The following is a 19,302-nucleotide window of genomic DNA, read 5'->3' on the forward strand; positions in this document are numbered from 1 at the left end:
CGTATTCTCCAATCGATTAAAAAGTCAGGACCAGCGGCGGAAGATCAGCGAGGTGTTGACGCCGCCAAAGGCAAAGTTGTTGTTCATCACGTAGTCGTGGTGCATCTCGCGGAACTCACCTTGCAGGTAATCGAGCTCACCGCATTGCGGGTCCACCACGTCCAGGTTGAAGGTGTGCACGTACTGGTTGCGGTTCATCATCTCGATGCTGAACCACGACTCCAGCGCGCCGCACGCGCCCAAGGTGTGGCCGAGAAAACTTTTCTGCGAACTGATGGGCATGCGGCTGCCGAACAAGGCGTGGGTGGCCAGGGTCTCGGCGACGTCACCTTGGTCGGTGGCGGTGCCGTGGCCGTTGACGTAGCCGATGGCCGCCGGCTCCAAGCCTGCATCCTCAAGCGCCAGCTCCATGGCGCGGCGCATGGTTTTCTGTTCCGGGCGCGTGGTGTGCTGGCCGTCGGCGTTGCTGCCGAAACCGACCAGTTCCGCGTGGATATGGGCACCGCGCGCCAGCGCATGTTCCAGTTCTTCGAGCACCAGCATGCCGCCGCCTTCGCCGATCACCAGGCCATCGCGGCCGCTGTCGTAGGGGCGTGGGCTGGTCTGCGGCGCATCGTTTTTCAGGCTGGTGGCGTAAAGCGCATCAAACACCATGGCTTCGGTGGGGCACAGTTCCTCGGCGCCACCGGCGAGCATCAACGGCAGGCGGCCGAACTTGATCGCCTCGTAGGCATACCCGATGCCCTGGCTGCCGCTGGTGCAGGCGCTGGACGTGGGGATCAGCCGCCCGGTCAGGCCAAAGAAGATGCTGATATTCGCCGCCGTGGTGTGCGGCATCATGCGTACGTAGGAGTTGGCATTCAGGCCCTCGGCCACCGAGTTCAGCAGCATATTGCCGAATGCCTTGATCTCGTCGGTGCTGCCGGTGGACGAACCGCAGGCCACGCCCATGCGCCCATCCTTGATCGACTCGTCACCCAGCAAACCGGCGTCCTGCAACGCCTGCTCCGCCGCCCACACCGCAAAGCGCGAGACACGGCCCATGCTGCGCAGTTGCTTGCGCGTCCAGTGGGCGGGCACGACAAAATCGTCGATCGGCCCGGCCAGGCGCGTGTTCAATTCGGTGAAACGGTCCCACTCATCCATGCGCCGGATGCCGCTGCGGTTGGCGCGGAAGTTGGCCGAGATGGTCGCCCAATCGCTGCCCAGGGAAGTCATGCCGGCCATGCCGGTCACTACGACGCGTTTCATCAGCACAGGCCTCCGTTCACGGCCAGGACCTGGCGGGTGATATAACCGGCCTCGGCCGACATCAGGAAATTCACCGCACCGGCGACCTCTTCCGGGGTGCCCATGCGCTGTGCCGGGATCATCTTCATCAACTCTTCCACCGGCACGTTTTCATCCAGCATCGCTGTGTCGATCAGGCCCGGTGCGACGCAGTTGACGGTGATCTTGCGCTTGCCCAACTCGATGGCCAACGCTTTGGCTGCCCCGATCAGGCCGGCTTTCGAGGCGCTGTAGTTGACCTGGCCACGGTTGCCGATCAGCCCGGAAACCGAAGTGATGCAGACGATGCGTCCAGCGGCGCGGCGGCGGATCATCGGCATCATCACCGGGTGCAGCACGTTGTAGAAACCGTCGAGGTTGGTACGCAGCACCACGTCCCAATCGTCTTCCGACAAGGCCGGGAACGCGCCGTCGCGAGTCAGGCCGGCGTTGAGCACCACGCCGTAATAGGCGCCGTTTGTCTCAACGTCCGCTTCAAGGATTGCCTTGCAGGCCGCGCGGTCCGCCACATCGAATTGCAGCACTCGCGCCTTGCGGCCCAGGGCTTGGACCTCGACCTGCACCGCGTCGGCCTCGGCACGGCCACTGCGGCAGTGCAGCACGATGTCGTGGCCGGCCTGGGCCAGGCGCAAGGCAATGGCGCGGCCGATACCACGGCTGGAGCCGGTGACCAGTACGGATTCAGTCATGGCGTTACGTCCTTCGATTCATCTAAATAGTTGGCCGCCTGGGGCGGTCGAAATACATTCAAGCGCGCACTGGCCTGGATCCCGTCACCAGTGAGGTGGCATTCGAACACACCCATGCCGTTGTCGTCTTCCAGGGAGCGTATGCCGTGGATCTTCAGCTCGGCGCCCGCCGGGAAGTGCTCCACGTTGCACTCGAACTTGCGTGTGCCGAGCAGGAAGCCCAGTTCCACCGCTTCGCCGTTCTGGCGCGCGCGGCAGCCGGCATAGGCGGCGACGCTTTGCGCCATCAGCTCGATGCCGACCCAGGCCGGCAGGCTGCCGTCCGGGCGGTTGAACAGGCCGCCGGGGGTGACGGTGAGGCGGGTGTGAATCTGCTCTTCATCGAACGACAGCACCTGATCGATCAGGATCATGTCGCCGGCATGGGGCAGCAGTTCGGCGAGTGGCCAAGGGGTCATGGGGCCTCTCCGATAATCAGGCTGACGTTGTTGCCGCCGAAGGCAAACGAGTTGCTCATCAGGCGGGGTTTTTCCAGGGTTTCGCCCAGGTGCGCCCACTTCAGGGCGGGCAGTGCCGGATCGGGCTGGCCGTCCCAGAGGTGCGGCGGCAGTTGGCCGTGGGTCAGGCTCAGCCAGCAGAACGCCGCTTCCAGCGCTCCAGCGGCCCCCAGGGTGTGGCCGCTCATGGGTTTGGTCGACGAGCAGGGCACGCCGCCGGGGAACAGGTTGGCCACGGCCAGGCTCTCCATGGCGTCGTTGTGCTGGGTGGCGGTGCCGTGCAGGTTCAGGTAGCCGATCTGCTCAGGCGTCAGTTGCGCGCTGGCCAGGGCCTTGCGCATCGATTGCAACGCGCCCTTGCCGCTGGGCTCGGGGGCGGAGATATGGTGTGCATCGCAACTCGCGCCGCTGCCCAGCAGGGCAATCGGCGCCGGCTCTTTACTCATCACGAACAGCACCGCGGCTTCGCCGATATTGATGCCGTTGCGGTTCACCGAAAACGGGTTGCAGCGCTCGTTCGACACCGCTTCCAGCGAACTGAAGCCGTTGAGCGTCAGCTTGCACAAACTGTCGACGCCGCCGCAGATCACGGCGTCGCACACGCCCAGGTCCAACAGGCGCTGGGCACTCATCAACGCACGGGCGCTGGAGGTGCAGGCAGTCGAGATCACATAGGCCGGGCCGCTCAGTTGCAGCCAGTCGGCAAGGAAGTTCGCCGGGGCGCTGAGTTCCTGTTGCTGGTAATCGTAGTCGCCGGGGAACTGGTGTTCGCGCAGGTAATGGGCGATGCCGCGACTGGCCTCGTCGATGCCCGAGGTGCTGGTGCCGAGCACAACGCCGACCCGCGACGGGCCGTAGGTGTGGATCGCCTGGCGAATCTCGCCCTCGATCTGCAATGCCGCCTCCAGCAACAACTGGTTATTGCGGCTGCTCTGCTGGCCCAATTCCAGCGGGATGGCTGCCAGTTCGCCGTGCACGCTGCCCACCGGCAACACGCGTTCGGGCACCCAGCCGCTTTCGGCGCGCATGCCCGAACAGTCACCGGCAAACAGGCTGCGGCTGACTTCGGCCTGGCCACGGCCGAGGGCGCAGATCACGCCGAGGGCATTCAGGTAGGCGGTCATTGGGCGGCTCCGAGCGGGGTGATGCGGTAGCTCAACGGCTGCCCGCTGATGTTCACGCTGAAAGCCTCGGACGACTGGTAGATGATCTGCCAATGCCCCGGCAGTGTGCGCGTCAGGTCCATGGCCTGCGCGCTGGGGTACAGCGTGCGCACCTCATCCGCCGAAGCCAGGGCAAACAGCAACGCGGCAAACAGCTCGCGGGCCTGGGGATTGGGCGGCAGCAGGCCGTCGGCCTGCCATTGGCCATTGACCAGTTTTTGCCGGGCCTGGGGAATGCCCAGCGGGTCCATCATCGACCAGCGGATGCCAGCGCCTTCGCGCTGGATCACCAACAGCCAGTCCTGGCTCTGGCCGTCGGCCAGGCGCTGCACATGCAATTGCAACGGCAACGCCAGGGCCGGGGGATTCTTCGGCAGCGGCGGCTGGCTGGCGCAGGCGCCCAGCAGCAACAGGCAACCGATCAGCAACAGACGCATCATGGGGCGGTGCTCGCCAATGGTTTGCGAGCCACACAGTTGACCAGGGTTTCTTCGCGCTGCCCCACCGGCGGCGCCTTGCGCAGGCCCCAGCGTTCGAGCAGGCCGAAATCGCTGGAACGGCTCCACCACAGATACGGGTACGAGACGTTCTGCGGACCGAATTCAAAACCCTGCTCGCGGAGCATCTCCAGATATTGCTCGGCGCTTTTCTGCACATGCATCGGGTGGCGGAACAGCCAGCGGATCACCCAGGTGTCGATATAGGCTTCGGTGGACTCGGCAAACAGCAGATAACCACCCGGCTTGAGCACGCGGTAGAACTCTTTCAGCGCGCGGTGCTGCTCGACCAGGTGGTGGAAGGTCTGGTGGCAGAACAGGATGTCGACGCTTGCGTCCGGCACATCGAGGGTGGCGCAGTCGCTGCCGATCAACTCGACGGACAGGCCCTGGCGCGCCGCTTCGGCTTGGCTCAGTGCGAGGCTGTGAGGGTCGGCATCCAGGCCGATCAGGCGCTCGGGCGCAAACACCTGCTGCAAGTACTGGAACGACTTGCCCTGGCCGCAGCCGGCGTCGAGCAACACCGGCGCGGGCGGCAAGGGGTCGCTGAACAGGCTGCGCAGGTCGTTGATCGCCACGCGCAACACGTGGTGCTGCCAGGTGTGGCTGCGCAGGAACCAGAAGCCGAACTTGGTTTCTTCGACGTAGTTTTTACTCAGGTACTGACTGCTCATACCGGCTCACTCGCACAGATTTCCGACAACATCCGCAGGCGCCGCTTGGGCTCGCTGACAAACGGGTTACGATCATCCCACGCGTAACCGGCGAGGATCGAGCAGATCATCCGACGGATCTCCGGCGAGCTGTCCGGATGGTAGATCACGTCCTGGAAAGTCCCGGCGTACCAGCCTTCGACATAGCAGCGGAAAGTGTCGACACCGCGCTTCAATGGCTCGGCGAATTCGGTTTGCCAGTCCACCGCCTCGCCCTTCAATTGGCGATGCAACAGGCCGGCAGCCATGCTCGCCGAACGCATGGCGATGGTCACCCCGGAGGAGAACACCGGGTCGAGGAACTCCGCCGCATTGCCCAGCAGCGCGAAGCCCGGGCCGTGCAAGGTCTTGACGTTGGCCGAGTAGCCGCCGATGGTGCGCGCCGGCGTATCCCACACGGCGTTCTGCAGTACGGTGGACAGGCTTGGGGTTTCCTCGATAAACCCACGCAGGCAGGCATCGAGGTCGCCGTCGCGGCCGTCGAAATGCTCCTTGGCCGCGACCACGCCCACCGAGCAGCGGCCGTTGCTGAACGGGATGCTCCAGAACCAGATGTCACGCTGGGTCGGGTGGGTGGTGATGAGGATTTTGGTGCGGTCGAAACCGGGGTGTTCGATGCGGTCTTCGATATGGGTGAACACCGCCTGGCGCACCGGGAAATCCGACGGTGCTTCCAGGTCCAGCAGGCGCGGCAGCACGCGGCCGTAGCCGCTGGCGTCGAGCACGAACTTGGCCTTGAGGTGGTACTCGCTGCCGTTCTCGCGGCGCACGTGCAGGTAGTGGGTCTCGCCTTTGAAATCGACGCCGACGATGGTTTCGCCGTAGCGGATGTCCACGCCTTGCAGCGCTGCCTGATCGGCCAGCAACTTGTCGAACTCGCCGCGCTGCACCTGGAAGGTGGTCGGCTTGCCCTGGCTGAACGTGTCGCTGAAATCAAACGCGCTGTAGCGCTCGCCCCAGGCGAACGCGGCGCCGGTCTTCACCTGGAACCCGGCGGCCTGCACGGCGTCGAGCATGCCGGCTTCTTCGATGAAGTCGATGCAGTGCGACAGCAGGCTTTCGCCGATCGAGAACCGCGGGAAATGCTGGCGCTCGATGATCAATACATCATGCCCTTTGCGCTTTAGCAGCGCGGCGGCGATGGCCCCGGACGGACCGGCACCGATCACCACCACCTGGCGACGTTCCATTTCAACTATGGGCACGAGGGCTCCTTGCCACTTTGGCGATAATCACATTCATAAGGCGTGCTTCTGTTGCCCGGCCCAGGGCGCCAGCATAAAGCTGAATGCCAGGCCGAGGCTGACCGATAGGCCGAAATTACTCACCGCCGGCGTGCTGGACACGGCCAGCAGGCCGAACGACAACCAGGTTGTCAACGCCGCCAGCAGCGTGCCCAACAGGCTGACCGCCGGGCCGCCGATCTGCTCGCGCATCAAGATCGCGTAATCGACGCTGATCGCCGTGACCAGTAGCAGGCCGAACAGGCTGAACAGGGTCAGCGGCTGGCCCAGCCAACCAAGGCTGGCCAGGCTGCACAGCGCGGCGAGCAACGGCAGCGCGACGATGCGCAAGGCGCCGCCGAAGCCGAACGGCAGGATCAGCAACAACACGATCAGCACGCACGACATCAATTTCAATTCGGCCGCGCTGATCTGTGTGTCGGCAAATACCCGGTTCAAATCGCCGAGGCGATCGACCAGTTGCACCCCTGGCAAATCCACGGCCTGCACGCGCAGCAACGCCGGGTTGTTCAGGCCCTGCAGGCTGACCATCGCTGCCACGCCGCCGTCCACCGGGCCCAACCACAGCGTGCGCCAAGGCTCGGCCAGGGGCCCGGCCAGTGCGGCGTCGATGTCTTGGGTGGGCAGCGCTTGCAGTTGTGCGACTTCGGCCTGCAGGGCGGCGACGGGGACGCCGAGGTCCAGCAGCGGTTGCCAGTGTTGGGGCAGGTTGTTCAGCGCATCGCGCACCCGTTGTTGCTCGGCGGGCAGGCTGACCAGTTGATTGAGCGCCAGGTAGCCCTGGAGCTTGTCCATGTTCACCAGTTGATCCAGGCGTTGGCCCAAGGCACTTTCACGCTCCAGCAACTGCTGCTGGTTCTCGGCGCGCACCAGGAAGAACTGGCTGGTGGGCTGGAACCCGGTGATCCGCGCCACGGCCTGGGCCTCTTGGAGCAATTGCGGCGGCGCACCGATCCACTGGCGAATATCGTTTTTGCTGTCGAGCTGCCACAGTCCACCGGCGCAAAACAGCAACAGCAGCGCCAGCAATGCCGGGCTGGGTACGCGCTTGAGCAACGAGGCACGCACCAGCCACAGGCATTCGGCGATGCGCAGCGGCCACTGCGCCGGGCGCAGTTCCACACCCTTGAGCAGCGCCGGCAACAGGCACACGGCGGACAGGTAGGCACCGACCAGGCCGGCAGCGGAGAACACCGCGATCTGGGTCAGCGCCGGGAACGGTGTCCAGGCCAGGGCCAGGTAGCCGATGCAACTGGTGGCCAGGCTCAGGCTCAGCCCCGGTAGCGTCAGGCGCAAGGCCGGCCAACTGCGCCAGGGTTTCAGGCTCCAGCTTTTTGACAGGTAGTGCAGCGGGTAATCCACCGCCACGCCGATCAGGCTGGAGCCCAGCACCAGGGTCATCACATGCATGTGGCCGAACAGCGCCACACAGGCCACCGCGCCAAACAGCATGCCCACCAGCACCGGCACAAACGCCAGCAGCACGCGCCAGCGGCGAAACGCGAGCAACAGCAACAGCAGGATGCCCACGGTGGCGCCACCGCCGACCCAGGTGATCTCCCGCGTGGCTTGCTGCTGACCGTTGGCCGCATAGAGCAGGCCGCTGGCGGCGAGTAGCTGGGCGCCTTGCTCGCCGGCCTGTGCACGGCTGGTTTGGAGCAGGTCCGCCACTTGCAGCGGCAATTTCATGTCGAAGGCATTGCCGGTGGTGCGCGCACGCAGCAGCACCCAGCTCTTGCCGTCGGCATCGGCGATCAACGCGCCGCTGCCAATGTCCAACTGCACCGCGCCGTGCTGCGGTTGGCTGTTCTGGATGCGCCCGGTCAGGCCCAGCCAGTCATCTTGGCTCGGCACCAGGCTGAAGCCGGTGAAGGGGTCGAACAGCGCTTGCACACGTTGCTGGATAAACGCGTCGGGCTGTTCGATCAGTTGTTCGCGGTCCTTGGCCGAGAGCATCGCCAGGCGCCCGCGCAGCAGTTGCTCGCGCAGCGCCGGCAGGTCCGCTTGCAGGTTCCACTGGACCTTTTCAAACAGCCCGCTGGCCTGCCAGCGCTCGCCCAACTGTTGCGCCACGGCCACCGCTTGCTGGCGGTCGGCATGCCCGACCAGCACCAGCATTTCGCGGTTCAGCGGCTCTTGCATGCGCTGTTCGGCTTTTTGTTCGAGCGCGTCCGGCGTGTTGCCCGGCACCAGTTCCATCAGGTTGGCCGACAACGGCGCGCCATGGCGCCACTGCCAGCCGGCCAGGGCCAGCACGGCCACCAGCAGGATCAGGAACAGGCGCGGCAGCAGGCGCTCACTGGGCAAAGTCATGTCGCTCCGCGTCGCTCAGGGGCAGGGCTGCGGTGCTGTCTTGCATGCGCAGTAGGGTGCTGTCGCCCTGGGTTTCCAGCAGCTCGATGTTTTGCACCAGCTCGCCACCGTCGATATTGATCTGGGTGAAGACTTGTTTTAACAGCAGCGAGCGTGGGATCAGCGTCAGTTTCCAGTCGTTGGCTTCGCCTTGCAGTTGCAGTTCGAAGTCGCGTTGCAAGCCGCTGCTGTCGCCCTGAAGCACGGCGAGGAACAGGCGATTCTGCTCGGCACCGGCGCTCTTGTTCGGCAGCGGCTGCCAACCGTTGGCGTCGCGGCGGGCAATGCCCTGGGCGCTGATGCGGTAGTCCTGTTGCAGCGGGGTTTTGAGCCGCCATAGCAGGCCGTGGTCCTTGGCGAGCACAAAGGTGCCTTTGCTGACCAGCGGCTGGGGCAGGGCGCGCAGGTGTTTTTCCTGGGTGAAGTTGCCGTGGATCACCGAGGGTTTGGCGAGTTGGTCGCTGAGTTGCTGCAAGTCGAAGGCACGGGCCAGACTTGGAATACTGAACAGCAAGATCAGCGCGATCCATGTGGGAGCGGCGGTGCGACGATTCGACTTGCTCGCGAAGGACCTGAGGACGCCGCGTAGTGCCAGGCGGGTTGCAATATCGTTGACGACCTTCGCGAGCAAGCCCGCTCCCACAGGGGACCTCATTTCAGGGCTCTCTCTACGGCGTCTGTGAAGACTTTTGGCGAGGCCAGTTGCATCTCGCGGCTGGCGATTTCCACCGCCACTTGCACAGTGCTCGCGCGGGTCAGGCGCTCGCCGCTGGCCAGGTCGGTGATCAGGTAATTGACCTTCAAACGGTTTTCCCACTCCACCAGGCTGGCACGCACGTTGATGGTCTGGCCAAACACGGCGCCACGCACGTAGCGCAACTGCATGTCGATCACCGGCCACGCATAGCCCGATTCCAGCATCTGCGTGTAGTTGTGGCCGAGCTTGTCGAGCAGCGCGCAGCGCGCCACTTCCAGGTACTTCACGTAATGCCCGTGCCAGACGACGTTCATGGTGTCGACGTCGAAAAACGGCACGAGGATTTCGGTGTCGCAGTGCAGCACGCCGGGGCTACGCATGCAGCCTCCAGTGTTGTGCGGCAATGCGCTGCAGGCACAGGCGCAGTTCGCCTTCGAGGGCACGGTCTTCGATCACCGGCGGGAAGTCTTGGGCCAGTTGTTCGTGCATCGCGGCCAGGGCTGGCGGCAACGGCCGGGCGTCTTCGGCCTGGGCGCGTAGCCATACGCCCTGGTTGGCGGCGAGCAAGGTGGCGGCGGCGACCTGTTCGGTCAGCTCCAGCACGCGGATCGCATCGCGGGCGGCGATGGTGCCCATGCTCACTTTGTCTTGGTTATGGCATTCGGTGGAGCGCGAGAACACGCTGGCCGGCATGGTGTTTTTCAACGCTTCGGCGGTCCAGGCGCTGGTGCCGATCTGCACGGCCTTGAAGCCGTGGTTGATCATCGCGCGGTCCTTGGGGGCGCCGGACAGGTTGCTCGGCAGGCCGTGGTTGTAACGCACGTCCACCAGCAGTGCGAGCTGGCGGTCGAGCAGGTCGGCGACGTTGGCCACCAGGGTCTTGAGGCTGTCCATGGCGAAGGCAATGTGGCCGCCGTAGAAGTGGCCGCCGTGCAGCACGCGCTCCTCTTCGGCGTCGATGATCGGGTTGTCGTTGGCACTGTTCAGTTCGATTTCGATGAACGAACGCAGCCAGTTCAGGCTGTCGGCCAGCACGCCCAACACGTGGGGGGCGCAGCGCAGCGAGTAGCGGTCCTGCAAGCGATGCAGCGGTGCAGTCGGCGCGTCGATCGCCAGGTCCTTGCGCAGCCAGGCGGCGACTTGCATCTGCCCCGGATGCGGCTTGGCGGCGAACAGGCGTTCGTCGAAGTGTTCCGGGTTGCCTTGCAGCGCCACCACGTTCAGCGCGGTGATGCGCGTGGCCAGTTGCAGCAGGTAGTCGGCGCGGGCGAAGGCCAGGCAGGCGAGGCCGGTCATCACGGCGGTGCCGTTCATCAGCGCCAGGGCTTCCTTGGGGCGCAACACCAGCGGGTCCCAGCCCAGCTCACGGTGCACGTCGGCGGCCTGGCGGCGTTCGCCACGGAACATCACTTCACGTTCGCCGGACAAGGTCGCGGCCACGTAGGACAGCGGCGTCAGATCACCGCTGGCGCCCACCGAACCTTCTTCCGGGATCAGCGGCAGCACGTCGTGTTCGAGGAACGCATGCAGGCGCTCCAGCAGTTCCACGCGTACCCCGGACACGCCGTGGCACAGCGACTGCAAACGCGCGGCCAGCACGGCGCGGGTGGCTTGGGCGTCGAGTAGCTTGCCCAGGCCGCAACCGTGGAAGGTGTACAGGTGGCGGGGCAACGCTTCGACGTGCTGCAACGGCACGGCCACCACGCACGAGTCGCCGTAGCCGGTGGTCACGCCGTAGATCACGCCTTCCTTGTCCAGCAGCGAGTCGAGGAACTGCGCGCCCTTGGCGATGCGCTGGCGATAGGCGGCATCGCACTGCAATTGGGTGGGCGCCTGACGGTTGGCCAGGGCCAGCACGTCTTCGATGCGCAAGGCGCGTTCGCCAAAGGTTACCGGCTCAAGATGCGTCGTCATCGGTCTTCCAGAAAGGGTAAAAGTTGAACCATTGTTGGGGCGCTTCCAGGCAGAACTGACCCAGGCGTGCGGCGTAACGCGCGGTCCATAGGGCTATGACCTGCTCGCGGGTATTACGTTTCCATTCGATCAACGGCGTGAACGGCTCGATGGTCAGGCGATAGCGGCTTTGGTGCTTGAGGCACATCAGCAGGTTCACCGGGCATTTGAGCAAGCCGGCCAGCAGCCACGGGCCTTGGGGGAAGGCGGCATCGTGGCCGAGGAAGTCCACGCGTACCGTGCGCCCGCCATGCAGGGGCACGCGGTCGCCGGCGATGGCCAGCCACTCGCCGTCATCCAGGCGCTGGCTGAGCAGCAGCATGGTGGCCGGGTCCAGCTCGCTGACCTGGATCAGGCGCAAGTGGGTCGCCCCGGCTTCCCCGAGCAGGCGGTTGAATTGTTCGGCGTGCTTGGTGTGCACCAGCACGTTCATGGTCACTTGCTCGCCGATTTCGGCGAGGGCGCGGCACACTTCGAGGTTGCCCAGGTGTGCGCCCACCAGCATTTGCCCGCGCTCGCCGCGCAGTTGCCCGCGTAACTTGGCCGGATCGTTGATCTCGATCTGCTCCAGGCGCAGCTTGCCGTTCCATACGTCGAGCTTGTCGAGCAGGGAGTCGGCGAAGGCCATGAACTGGCCGAAGACTTTGCGCTGGGTCGGGCGCAGCTCGTCACGCCCGCTCCAGTCGGCCAGGCGCTGCTGGTATTGCCAGGCGCTCTGGCGCGCAGTGCGGCCGAACAAGTAGAAGTACAGGACGATGGCGTACAGCAGCGGGCTCAGCACGCGGCGGCCAAGAACCTTGGCGGCGAACGCGGTGAGTTTCATCAGCAGGAAGCTGCCGCGCTCCTCGCGGTCGGCCCAGTGCTTGGCGCTGTCGCTCATGCCTGCCACCGTCGCCACAGGATCATCGGCGCACGCACCAGCATGCCGAAGAACAAGCGGGTGTGCATCGCCGAGATGCGTACGTTGTCGCGCAGCAGGCGGAAGTGCGACAGGCCATCAGCCGGGTAATGCACTTGGGTCGGCAGCCAGCGCATCGGCTGGTTGCGCCAGGCCAGACGCACCAGGATGTCGGAGTCGAAATCCATGCGCGTGCCGATGTAGGCCGAGTCCATCAGTGCCAGCGTGGGGGCCAGCGGGTACACGCGAAAGCCGCACATCGAGTCGCGGATCTGCAGCGACAGGGTGTTGATCCACACCCACACGTGGGTCAGGTAGCGCGCGTACAGCCGTCCCTTGGGCACGCTCTCGTCGTATTCGGGGTAGCCGCAGATGACGGCGTCGGGGTGGGTGCGCGAGGCGTCGAGGAAGGTCTCGACTTCACGCAGGTCGTGCTGGCCGTCGGCGTCCACTTGCAGGGCGTGGCTGAAGCCCAGGCGTGCGGCTTCACGGAAACCGGCCATGACCGCGCCGCCCTTGCCCTGGTTGTTCGGCAAGGTCAGCAAGGTGACGTTGTCCAGGCTTGCCAGTTGTGCCAGCACCGCCGCACAGGCCGGGCTGCTGCCGTCGTCCACCAGCAGGCAGGGCAGGCCGCTGTTCAGCAGGCTCTGGACCACGGCGGGCACGGCGGCTTCGTGGTTGTAGACCGGGATCAGGGCGCAGGGGTTATGCATGGTTTGCCCACAGAAGCTTATTCACTTGGTTTCTCCAGCAAAATCCGCCCACTGGAGCAGGCCGCCTCGCCATTGCGGTAGGCGAAGTACAGCTTGCTGCGCTCCTGATCAAAGCGCAGGTGCAGTTGGATGTGGTCGCCCGGCCGTACGAGTTGCTGGAACTTGAGCACTTCCATCCCGGCAAAGGTCGCGGGCAGGTCGAGCAGTTGCTGGCCGAGGTTGAACGCCCATTCGATCTGCACCACGCCCGGCAATACCGGCGTGACCGGGAAGTGGCCGCTGAAGTAGGCCAGGTCCGGCGGGATGCTCAGTTGCAAGGTCCATTCGCCGTCGGCTTCGATTTGTTCCAGCACTTGTGGGGCTTTTGGCCGTGGGGCCAGCAGCAACGCCTCGACGTGGGCCTGGGGCAGTTTGCCTTGGCTGTTGAGGGGTAACTGGCGCAGCACACGCCAGCGACGCGGCAGCGCCAAGGCTTCGCAGTGTTGGCTCAGGTGCTGGCGCAGGGCTTGGGTGAGCGCACGACGGCCTTGATTGCGCAGGGCATGCAGGCCTTCGGCGCTCAGCACCACCAGCGCGCCGAGGGAGGCGCGGTTTTCCTGGACCACGCCCAGGCGGGTTTCGGCGACCCACGGGTGGGCCATCAGCGCCTGTTCGAGCATGGGCAGGGAGATGCGTTTTTCTTCCAGCTTGACGATGCGGTCCAGGCGCCCGAGCAGTTCGAAGCGGCCATCGGCATGGATGCGCGCGGCGTCGGCGGTCTGTTCGACATGCCCGGCGGGCAAATAGGGCGAGGCGATGCGCAGGGCACCGTCGGCGTCCTGGCTCAGCGCCACGTCGGCGAACGGCTGCCAGGGCTGTGCGCCCTGGCGCCAGGCGATGCCGCCGGTTTCCGAGCTGCCGAGGATTTCCGTCGGCCATTGCTGCAAGCGGTCGTACAACTCGCCAGCGGCCTCGATGGGCAAGGCACCGCCGGAGGAAAACACCCGCGCTACCTGGCTCAGCGCCGGCCAGTCGAGGTTGTCGCCCATGCGCTTGAGCAGCGCCGGGCTGGCAACCCAGGCGAATTGTGGGTGTTCGCGGCTGGCGCGCTGCAAGTCCTCGGGAAAGGCCAGTTGCTTGCGCACAAAGGTACGCCCGGCACACAGGGGCCACAGCACGCGGAACAGCAACCCGTAGATATGCTGGGTGGCGACGCTGCCGATGATGCAGGCGTCTTTCAGGTCTGCGCCCCACAGGGTTTCCAGGGCGTCGACTTCGTTGGCCAGTTGGCGCAGGGTCTTGTCGATGCGCTTGGGTTCGCCGCTGGAACCGGAGGTGCACAGGCTCAGTTGACAGGTGTCCAGATCCAGCGCCGCAGCGCTCAACGGCGCCTGATACAGGGCGTCGAGGTCCGCGACTTCGGTCAACCAGGCGTCGACGGCTGCGTCCCAGCGTTGGCGGGTTTGCGGTTGCAAGTCGGCGGGCAGCAGTACGCCGACACCGGCTCGCCAGGCACCCAGCAGGGCGATCGCCAGCAGGCCGGCGTCTTCCAGGTGCACGGCGACGTGCTGGATACCACGCGCTTGCAGGCCCGCGGCCAGGCTCAGGGACTGCTCCCACAGCTGGGCGTGATTCATTGCAGGTTCGGTCGTGACCGGACGCTGTTCCAGCGGCTCAAGCAGCAACTGCTCAAGTTTCAACCCATTCATACGCGGCCTCGAACCCTTTGTCGTACCAGCCATTCCACGGCAAACAATAGCCCCATCAACCCGTAGGCGATCAGGCCGTTGTACAACGTCCACCAGCTCAGTGGCGCCCATAGGGTGAGGGCGGCGGCGAGCAGGCCATTACATAGAAAAAACGCGCTCCAGACCACGGTGACCTGGCGCGTATACACAATCGCATGGGGTGGCAGTTGCGGATCGGTCATGCGCGCCAGGCGCTCGACCATCGGCGGGCCGTATTTCAGGCTCAGGCCGAACAGCGCCAGCATGAATGCGCTGACCAGGCTCGGATACCAGCGCAGCAAGTGCGGGTTGTCGAACCAGGCCAACAGCAGGCAGAACACGATCACCGCCAAGGCCATCCAGCGGCTGCCGGGACGCCGCGCGCCGGTCATTGCGCGCAATAGCCACAGGCTGCCCAACAGCAGGCCGAATTGCCACGGTGCAAAGTGCTCGGTGCCGTAATACACCGCAAAGGGGTACAGCAGCCCCGCCAACAACAGGCCAAGGCCGATCAGTCGGCTCATGCGGCGGGCTGGACCAGACGGTACACCGCCTCAACCACGTCGTTCACGGTGCGCACCGCCTTGAACTCTTCGGCAGCGATTTTCTTGCCGGTCTGGCGCTTGATATGGTCGATCAAGTCCACCGCGTCGATGCTATCGATTTCCAGGTCCTGGTACAGGTTGGCGTCAAGGGTGACGCGTTCCGGCTCCAGTTCAAACAGTTCCACCAGGGCATCGCGCAAGGTGTTGAAAATATCGTCACGAGTTTGCATGGTACGGTCTCAAGCTGCCTGTCGGGCCGTGACGAACGCCGCAAGGCTGGCCACGTCGGTGAAGTGATTGCGGGTGTCCTTGGCGTCGGCATCGATCTTGATGCCGTACTTTTTCTGGATCGCCAGGCCCAACTCCAGGGCGTCTACCGAGTCCAGGCCCAGGCCTTCGCCGAACAGGGTTTGGTCGCTACCGATGTCGTCGACGCTGATGTCTTCAAGGCCCAGGGCCTCGATGATCAGCGCCTTTATTTCTTGCTCAAGGCGTGTGTCTCGGTTGCTCATCTTCGGCGAGCTCCTTAATAAAATAGTCGTGCAGGTAATCGTTGAGCTTGCGTGAAGCCTGGGGCGCGGGCCCCAGTGTGGCGAACGCCTGTGGTTCTATATCGGCACCCACGCGCAAACTGAAGTGAAAGCGGCGTTTTGGGATGCGATACCAGGGTTCGGCCTTGGTCAGGGTCGTGGGGCTGACCTTGATCACCACCGGGGTGACGATTGTCGCACCGCGCAGGGCAATGGCGGCGCCGCCGCGATGAAAGGCGGGCGCGGCACCGGGTGTGGTGCGGGTGCCTTCGGGGAAAATGATCAGGGTCTGGCCGTCGCGCAGGGCGTCGGCGGCGGCGTCGAGCATGTCGGCGCTGCCGTCATTGCTGATGTAGCCCGCGTCGCGCACCGGGCCACGCATGAACGGGTTCTGGAACAGGCTCTGCTTGACCACGCAGTTGGTCTGGCGCATCAGGCCGATCAGAAACACCACATCGATCAGCGACGGGTGGTTGGCGACGATCATCTGGCCTGGGCGGCCGAGTTTTTCCGCACCTTCGACGCTGTAGGTGAGGATGCCCAGGCGGTACATCAGGCGAATGAAAAACCAGAACAGGCAACTGATGGTGTGGCGGGCGCGCCGTTGATGCTGCTTGGCATCGCCCGGCAGGCAACTGAGCAGCGGGAATACCAGCAAACGCAGGCACAGGCCGCCGATGCCAAAGGTCAGGAAGCTGATGGCGGTCGCGAACAGGCGCCAGTAGTAGGCCTGCCGTGGCTTGTCGGTCATTACTTGCGTTGCCAGTTCCATACGCGGTTCTTCCAGGCATGTTGGCAGGCGCCCTGCTCGGTGAGCAGGGTGCGCAGCAGGTTCAGGGCGTGGGGCCACTGGGTTTGAGTGGGTTGGACAGTGCCGGTGTGCAGTTCCAGCTGCCACTCGTCGCCCGGTGTCAGCAACAGACCGAGGGCGTAGGGGAATGGCACGTCTTTGATCCAGCTGGCGTAGGCGGCGGGCGGCTGTTCTTCGGTGATCACCAGCAACACCGCCGGGGCGCCTTCGTTGAGCAGCGCGGCGGCTTCGAGCACGCCGTGCTCCAGGCCATCGCCGGCGGCGGCGAGGGCGGTCATTTCGCTGGTTTCATTGCGCAGGATCGACCACAGGCCAATCACCGCGTTATGCACCGACAGGCTGAACTGGGTCGGCGACAGGGGCTGGTCGTTGGCCAGGTCGCTGAGGATGTCGAGGGTGCGCGGGGTTTCGCCATGCCGGGAGATGAACACCAGCGGCAGATCCTGCAGGCCTTCGGCCAATGGCCAACCGACGCTGAACGCCATGCGCGCCAGGCGGCTGAGGCGACGGCGCTGCATGGCCGGCAGGAACGACACGTCGGGGGAGGCTTCGCTGGCTGGCAGCAACACCGGGGCCTGGCACCAGGTGTGCCAGTCCTGCGCGCTGTCGAGACCTGGGGCCCAGGCACGCCATTGGGCGATATTGAAATTGATCACTGAGAGGTTATCCCGCCCCTGCGGGCTTCCATGTGCGGCCGTTGGCCCCGAATACCGGGACAGGGAGCAATGGCCGAATGGCGCGCATTATCCCGGTGCCGTGGGGTTCTAGCAAACTTTGGTAATGAATTGTTCAAGGCTGATTACAAATGTGTTGGAAAGATTTACAGATTGTCCGTTACCGCAGGTCCGGTTGGATTGTCGGTTCGTTCTGTTTCATTTGTCGGCGATGGATGACAGTCCGCGCGCCAATCGCCCGTGATGCAGCAATGCATGGATGAACGAGGTAGCTAACAGGCGCTTTTGCCCTCTACACTCGGACATTCATTGATACACGGAGGTTTTTCCATGCGGCGTGTGGTGTTCAATCAGAAAGGCGGTGTGGGCAAGTCCAGCATCGCCTGCAACCTGGCGGCAGTCAGCGCCAGCGAAGGCTATCGAACCCTGTTGGTGGACCTCGATGCACAAGCCAATTCAACCCAGTACCTTACCGGGCTGACCGGCAACGACATCCCCATGGGGATCGCGGATTTCTTCAAGCAGACCCTGTCTTCCGGGCCGTTTTCCAAGAAAAACCAGGTGGACATCTACGAAACCCCCTTCGATAACCTCCACGTGATCACCGCCACCGCCGAGCTGGCTGACTTGCAGCCCAAGCTTGAGGCCAAGCACAAGATCAACAAGCTGCGAAAGTTGTTGGACGAGCTGAGCGAAGACTACGACCGGATTTACCTGGACACACCGCCAGCCCTGAATTTTTATGCGGTTTCAGCGCTGATTGCCGCTGATCGCGTACTGATCCCCTTCGATTGCGACAGTTTCTCGCGCCAGGCCCTGTACGGCCTGCTGGCGGAAATCGAAGAATTGAAGGAAGACCACAACGAAGGCCTTGAAGTGGAAGGCATCGTGGTCAACCAGTTCCAGGCCCGGGCGAGCCTGCCGCAGCAGATGCTCGACGAGTTGATTGCCGAGGGCCTGCCGGTGCTGCCGGTGTACCTGGCCAGTTCGGTACGTATGCGCGAATCGCACCAGGAGAGCAAACCGCTGATCCACCTGGACCCACGGCACAAGCTGACCCAGCAGTTTGTGGAGTTGCATAACCTGCTGGAAAACGCCTGATCTGACAGATCACTGAAAATCCCTGTGGGAGCGGGCTTGCTCGCGAATGCGGTGTATCAGTCACAAATATTTTGACTGGCCCACCGCATTCGCGAGCAAGCCCGCTCCCACATTTGTTTTGCATTCCGGCAGAGGGATTTGGATTTGTCCCACAGAGGCTGTAGGACAGGTCTGGCAATAGGGCATGAGCCTTGTATCGTTGCCTACGCGTACGCCAGAATCCGCCGGCTTGTGCGTCTGGAGGGGTGTCTCTTAAGGTTCGCCGGTCGCTGAATGTTCAGTGATCGGGTTTAGTAGCCCGTGTTGAGGCGTACAGCAATTCTCCATTTTATGGTGGCTGTACGGAGGGCGCTTTCGAGCGCGCCGGTTGCGTCTCCCGGTCTACTAACCTGCGTACAGCTGCCACCCTCTGTTTAGTAGCGGTCGGTTGCAGCTCCATTTAGGAGACGATCCATGGCTAATGTTTATTGCGTCACCCCCAACCTCCCCACCGAAACCCTCGTGCTCAACAGCTACGAAACCTTCTCTTCCGTGCGCACCCTGCTGCTCAACCTGTCCAACGACCTCACCGGCGAACACCGCGACGTGGCCTTGGCGATCCACCAATTGAGCGAACTGGGCGTGCTGCTGGTCGGCCAGATGATGGACCGCGAAGCCCCACTGGCCTGAACCTGCAATGCGATCAATGTGGGAGCTGGCTTGCCTGCGATAGCTGTAGTGAATTCAACACTGTCATCGCAGGCAAGCCAGCTCCCACATTTCGACCGAGTTACACGCCCTGGCTGCGCAGCCAGGCCATCAACTGCGGCAACGGGAACGCCCCGCTCTGGCGCGCCACTTCGCGGCCGTTCTTGAACAGGATCAAGCTAGGAATCGAACGAATCCCCAACTGCGCCGACAGCTGCTGATTGGCCTCACTGTCCAGTTTGGCCAACCGGCACTTACCCTCCAGTTGCCCCGCCGCCTGCTCAAACACCGGCGCAAAGGATTTGCAGGGCCCACACCAGTCGGCCCACACGTCCACCAGCAGCGGCAAGTCTCCTTTGATCTGGCTGGCGTAGTCGCCTTGCTTCAGCTCGAAAGGCTTGCTCAGTAAGACTGGCTGCTTGCAGCGCCCGCACTTGGGCGCGTCGCCCAGGCGTTCGCCGGGGATGCGGTTGAGGCCGTTGCAGTGAGGGCAGGGGATGACGAGAGGGTTGGACATGAGGGCTCCTACAGTAATTGAAAGG

General features: G+C 64.1%; 22 protein-coding genes. 2 read left to right on the forward strand and 20 right to left on the reverse strand.

Features of this window, described 5'->3' with window-relative positions; genetic code table 11:
* Nucleotides 1-24 precede the first annotated feature (24 nt).
* The 19 genes from PSH81_RS02125 to PSH81_RS02215 are packed head-to-tail and all read right to left on the reverse strand — an operon-like array spanning nucleotide 25 to nucleotide 16,954.
* Nucleotides 25-1,251 (reverse strand): beta-ketoacyl-ACP synthase, encoded by a 1,227-nt coding sequence (locus tag PSH81_RS02125; protein WP_226455546.1) that lies wholly within the window; start codon nucleotides 1,249-1,251, stop codon nucleotides 25-27.
* Nucleotides 1,251-1,979 carry a 3-oxoacyl-ACP reductase FabG gene (gene fabG / locus PSH81_RS02130; RefSeq protein ID WP_305391923.1) on the reverse strand — a complete coding sequence of 243 codons (729 nt, stop codon included), beginning with the start codon at nucleotides 1,977-1,979 and terminating at the stop codon, nucleotides 1,251-1,253. The genes PSH81_RS02125 and fabG overlap by 1 nt, the downstream gene beginning before the upstream one ends.
* Entirely contained in the window at nucleotides 1,976-2,437 is a 462-nt protein-coding gene (locus tag PSH81_RS02135) for a hotdog family protein (protein ID WP_192298328.1), read from the reverse strand. The genes fabG and PSH81_RS02135 overlap by 4 nt, the downstream gene beginning before the upstream one ends.
* Complete coding sequence (locus PSH81_RS02140; protein ID WP_192298327.1) at nucleotides 2,434-3,600, reverse strand: beta-ketoacyl-[acyl-carrier-protein] synthase family protein; 1,167 nt, start codon at nucleotides 3,598-3,600, stop codon at nucleotides 2,434-2,436. The genes PSH81_RS02135 and PSH81_RS02140 overlap by 4 nt, the downstream gene beginning before the upstream one ends.
* On the reverse strand, nucleotides 3,597-4,079 hold the full coding sequence (locus tag PSH81_RS02145; RefSeq protein ID WP_305391924.1) for a hypothetical protein: 483 nt from the start codon (nucleotides 4,077-4,079) through the stop codon (nucleotides 3,597-3,599). The genes PSH81_RS02140 and PSH81_RS02145 overlap by 4 nt, the downstream gene beginning before the upstream one ends.
* Nucleotides 4,076-4,810, reverse strand: a complete 735-nt coding sequence (locus PSH81_RS02150) for a class I SAM-dependent methyltransferase (protein ID WP_226455549.1) — start codon at nucleotides 4,808-4,810, stop codon at nucleotides 4,076-4,078. The genes PSH81_RS02145 and PSH81_RS02150 overlap by 4 nt, the downstream gene beginning before the upstream one ends.
* Nucleotides 4,807-6,054, reverse strand: coding sequence for an NAD(P)/FAD-dependent oxidoreductase (locus PSH81_RS02155; protein WP_305391925.1), 1,248 nt, complete (start codon nucleotides 6,052-6,054; stop codon nucleotides 4,807-4,809). Before PSH81_RS02155 ends, PSH81_RS02150 begins: the two co-directional genes overlap by 4 nt.
* Before the next feature lie 33 nt (nucleotides 6,055-6,087).
* A complete protein-coding gene (locus PSH81_RS02160; RefSeq protein WP_305392747.1) occupies nucleotides 6,088-8,400 on the reverse strand; it encodes an MMPL family transporter in 2,313 nt (770 codons plus the stop codon).
* Nucleotides 8,390-9,100 carry an outer membrane lipoprotein carrier protein LolA gene (locus tag PSH81_RS02165; protein WP_305391926.1) on the reverse strand — a complete coding sequence of 237 codons (711 nt, stop codon included), beginning with the start codon at nucleotides 9,098-9,100 and terminating at the stop codon, nucleotides 8,390-8,392. Before PSH81_RS02165 ends, PSH81_RS02160 begins: the two co-directional genes overlap by 11 nt.
* Entirely contained in the window at nucleotides 9,097-9,522 is a 426-nt protein-coding gene (locus PSH81_RS02170) for a thioesterase family protein (RefSeq protein ID WP_305391927.1), read from the reverse strand. Before PSH81_RS02170 ends, PSH81_RS02165 begins: the two co-directional genes overlap by 4 nt.
* Nucleotides 9,515-11,056: a histidine ammonia-lyase gene (gene hutH, locus PSH81_RS02175; protein ID WP_305391928.1), complete on the reverse strand. Its 1,542-nt coding sequence runs from the start codon at nucleotides 11,054-11,056 to the stop codon at nucleotides 9,515-9,517. Before hutH ends, PSH81_RS02170 begins: the two co-directional genes overlap by 8 nt.
* Nucleotides 11,040-11,975 carry a glycosyl transferase gene (locus tag PSH81_RS02180; protein WP_192298322.1) on the reverse strand — a complete coding sequence of 312 codons (936 nt, stop codon included), beginning with the start codon at nucleotides 11,973-11,975 and terminating at the stop codon, nucleotides 11,040-11,042. Before PSH81_RS02180 ends, hutH begins: the two co-directional genes overlap by 17 nt.
* The gene (locus PSH81_RS02185) at nucleotides 11,972-12,706 is read right to left on the reverse strand and encodes a glycosyltransferase family 2 protein (RefSeq protein ID WP_226455554.1); all 735 of its coding nucleotides are present in this window, start codon (nucleotides 12,704-12,706) and stop codon (nucleotides 11,972-11,974) included. The genes PSH81_RS02180 and PSH81_RS02185 overlap by 4 nt, the downstream gene beginning before the upstream one ends.
* A 17-nt stretch (nucleotides 12,707-12,723) precedes the next feature.
* Entirely contained in the window at nucleotides 12,724-14,394 is a 1,671-nt protein-coding gene (locus PSH81_RS02190) for an acyl-CoA synthetase family protein (protein ID WP_305391929.1), read from the reverse strand.
* Nucleotides 14,391-14,936 (reverse strand): hypothetical protein, encoded by a 546-nt coding sequence (locus PSH81_RS02195; RefSeq protein WP_226455556.1) that lies wholly within the window; start codon nucleotides 14,934-14,936, stop codon nucleotides 14,391-14,393. Before PSH81_RS02195 ends, PSH81_RS02190 begins: the two co-directional genes overlap by 4 nt.
* On the reverse strand, nucleotides 14,933-15,187 hold the full coding sequence (locus tag PSH81_RS02200) for an acyl carrier protein (protein ID WP_003209389.1): 255 nt from the start codon (nucleotides 15,185-15,187) through the stop codon (nucleotides 14,933-14,935). Before PSH81_RS02200 ends, PSH81_RS02195 begins: the two co-directional genes overlap by 4 nt.
* A gap of 9 nt (nucleotides 15,188-15,196) precedes the next feature.
* Entirely contained in the window at nucleotides 15,197-15,469 is a 273-nt protein-coding gene (locus tag PSH81_RS02205) for a phosphopantetheine-binding protein (protein ID WP_192298318.1), read from the reverse strand.
* Nucleotides 15,444-16,259, reverse strand: coding sequence for a 1-acyl-sn-glycerol-3-phosphate acyltransferase (locus PSH81_RS02210; protein ID WP_226455557.1), 816 nt, complete (start codon nucleotides 16,257-16,259; stop codon nucleotides 15,444-15,446). The genes PSH81_RS02205 and PSH81_RS02210 overlap by 26 nt, the downstream gene beginning before the upstream one ends.
* Nucleotides 16,238-16,954 (reverse strand): beta-ketoacyl synthase chain length factor, encoded by a 717-nt coding sequence (locus PSH81_RS02215; RefSeq protein ID WP_192298316.1) that lies wholly within the window; start codon nucleotides 16,952-16,954, stop codon nucleotides 16,238-16,240. Before PSH81_RS02215 ends, PSH81_RS02210 begins: the two co-directional genes overlap by 22 nt.
* A 348-nt stretch (nucleotides 16,955-17,302) precedes the next feature.
* Here PSH81_RS02215 and PSH81_RS02220 point away from each other — a divergent pair, with 348 nt between their 5' ends.
* The gene (locus PSH81_RS02220; RefSeq protein ID WP_071482694.1) at nucleotides 17,303-18,073 is read left to right on the forward strand and encodes a ParA family protein; all 771 of its coding nucleotides are present in this window, start codon (nucleotides 17,303-17,305) and stop codon (nucleotides 18,071-18,073) included.
* Nucleotides 18,074-18,526: 453 nt separating this feature from the next.
* A complete protein-coding gene (locus PSH81_RS02225; RefSeq protein WP_192298315.1) occupies nucleotides 18,527-18,742 on the forward strand; it encodes a DUF6124 family protein in 216 nt (71 codons plus the stop codon).
* Between the two features lie 100 nt (nucleotides 18,743-18,842).
* Here the strand turns inward: PSH81_RS02225 and trxC are convergent, their stop codons facing one another.
* A complete protein-coding gene (gene trxC / locus PSH81_RS02230; RefSeq protein ID WP_192298314.1) occupies nucleotides 18,843-19,277 on the reverse strand; it encodes a thioredoxin TrxC in 435 nt (144 codons plus the stop codon).
* Nucleotides 19,278-19,302: the final 25 nt, after the last annotated feature.

The organism is Pseudomonas sp. FP2335, assembly GCF_030687535.1.
Classification (GTDB): Bacteria; Pseudomonadota; Gammaproteobacteria; order Pseudomonadales; family Pseudomonadaceae; genus Aquipseudomonas.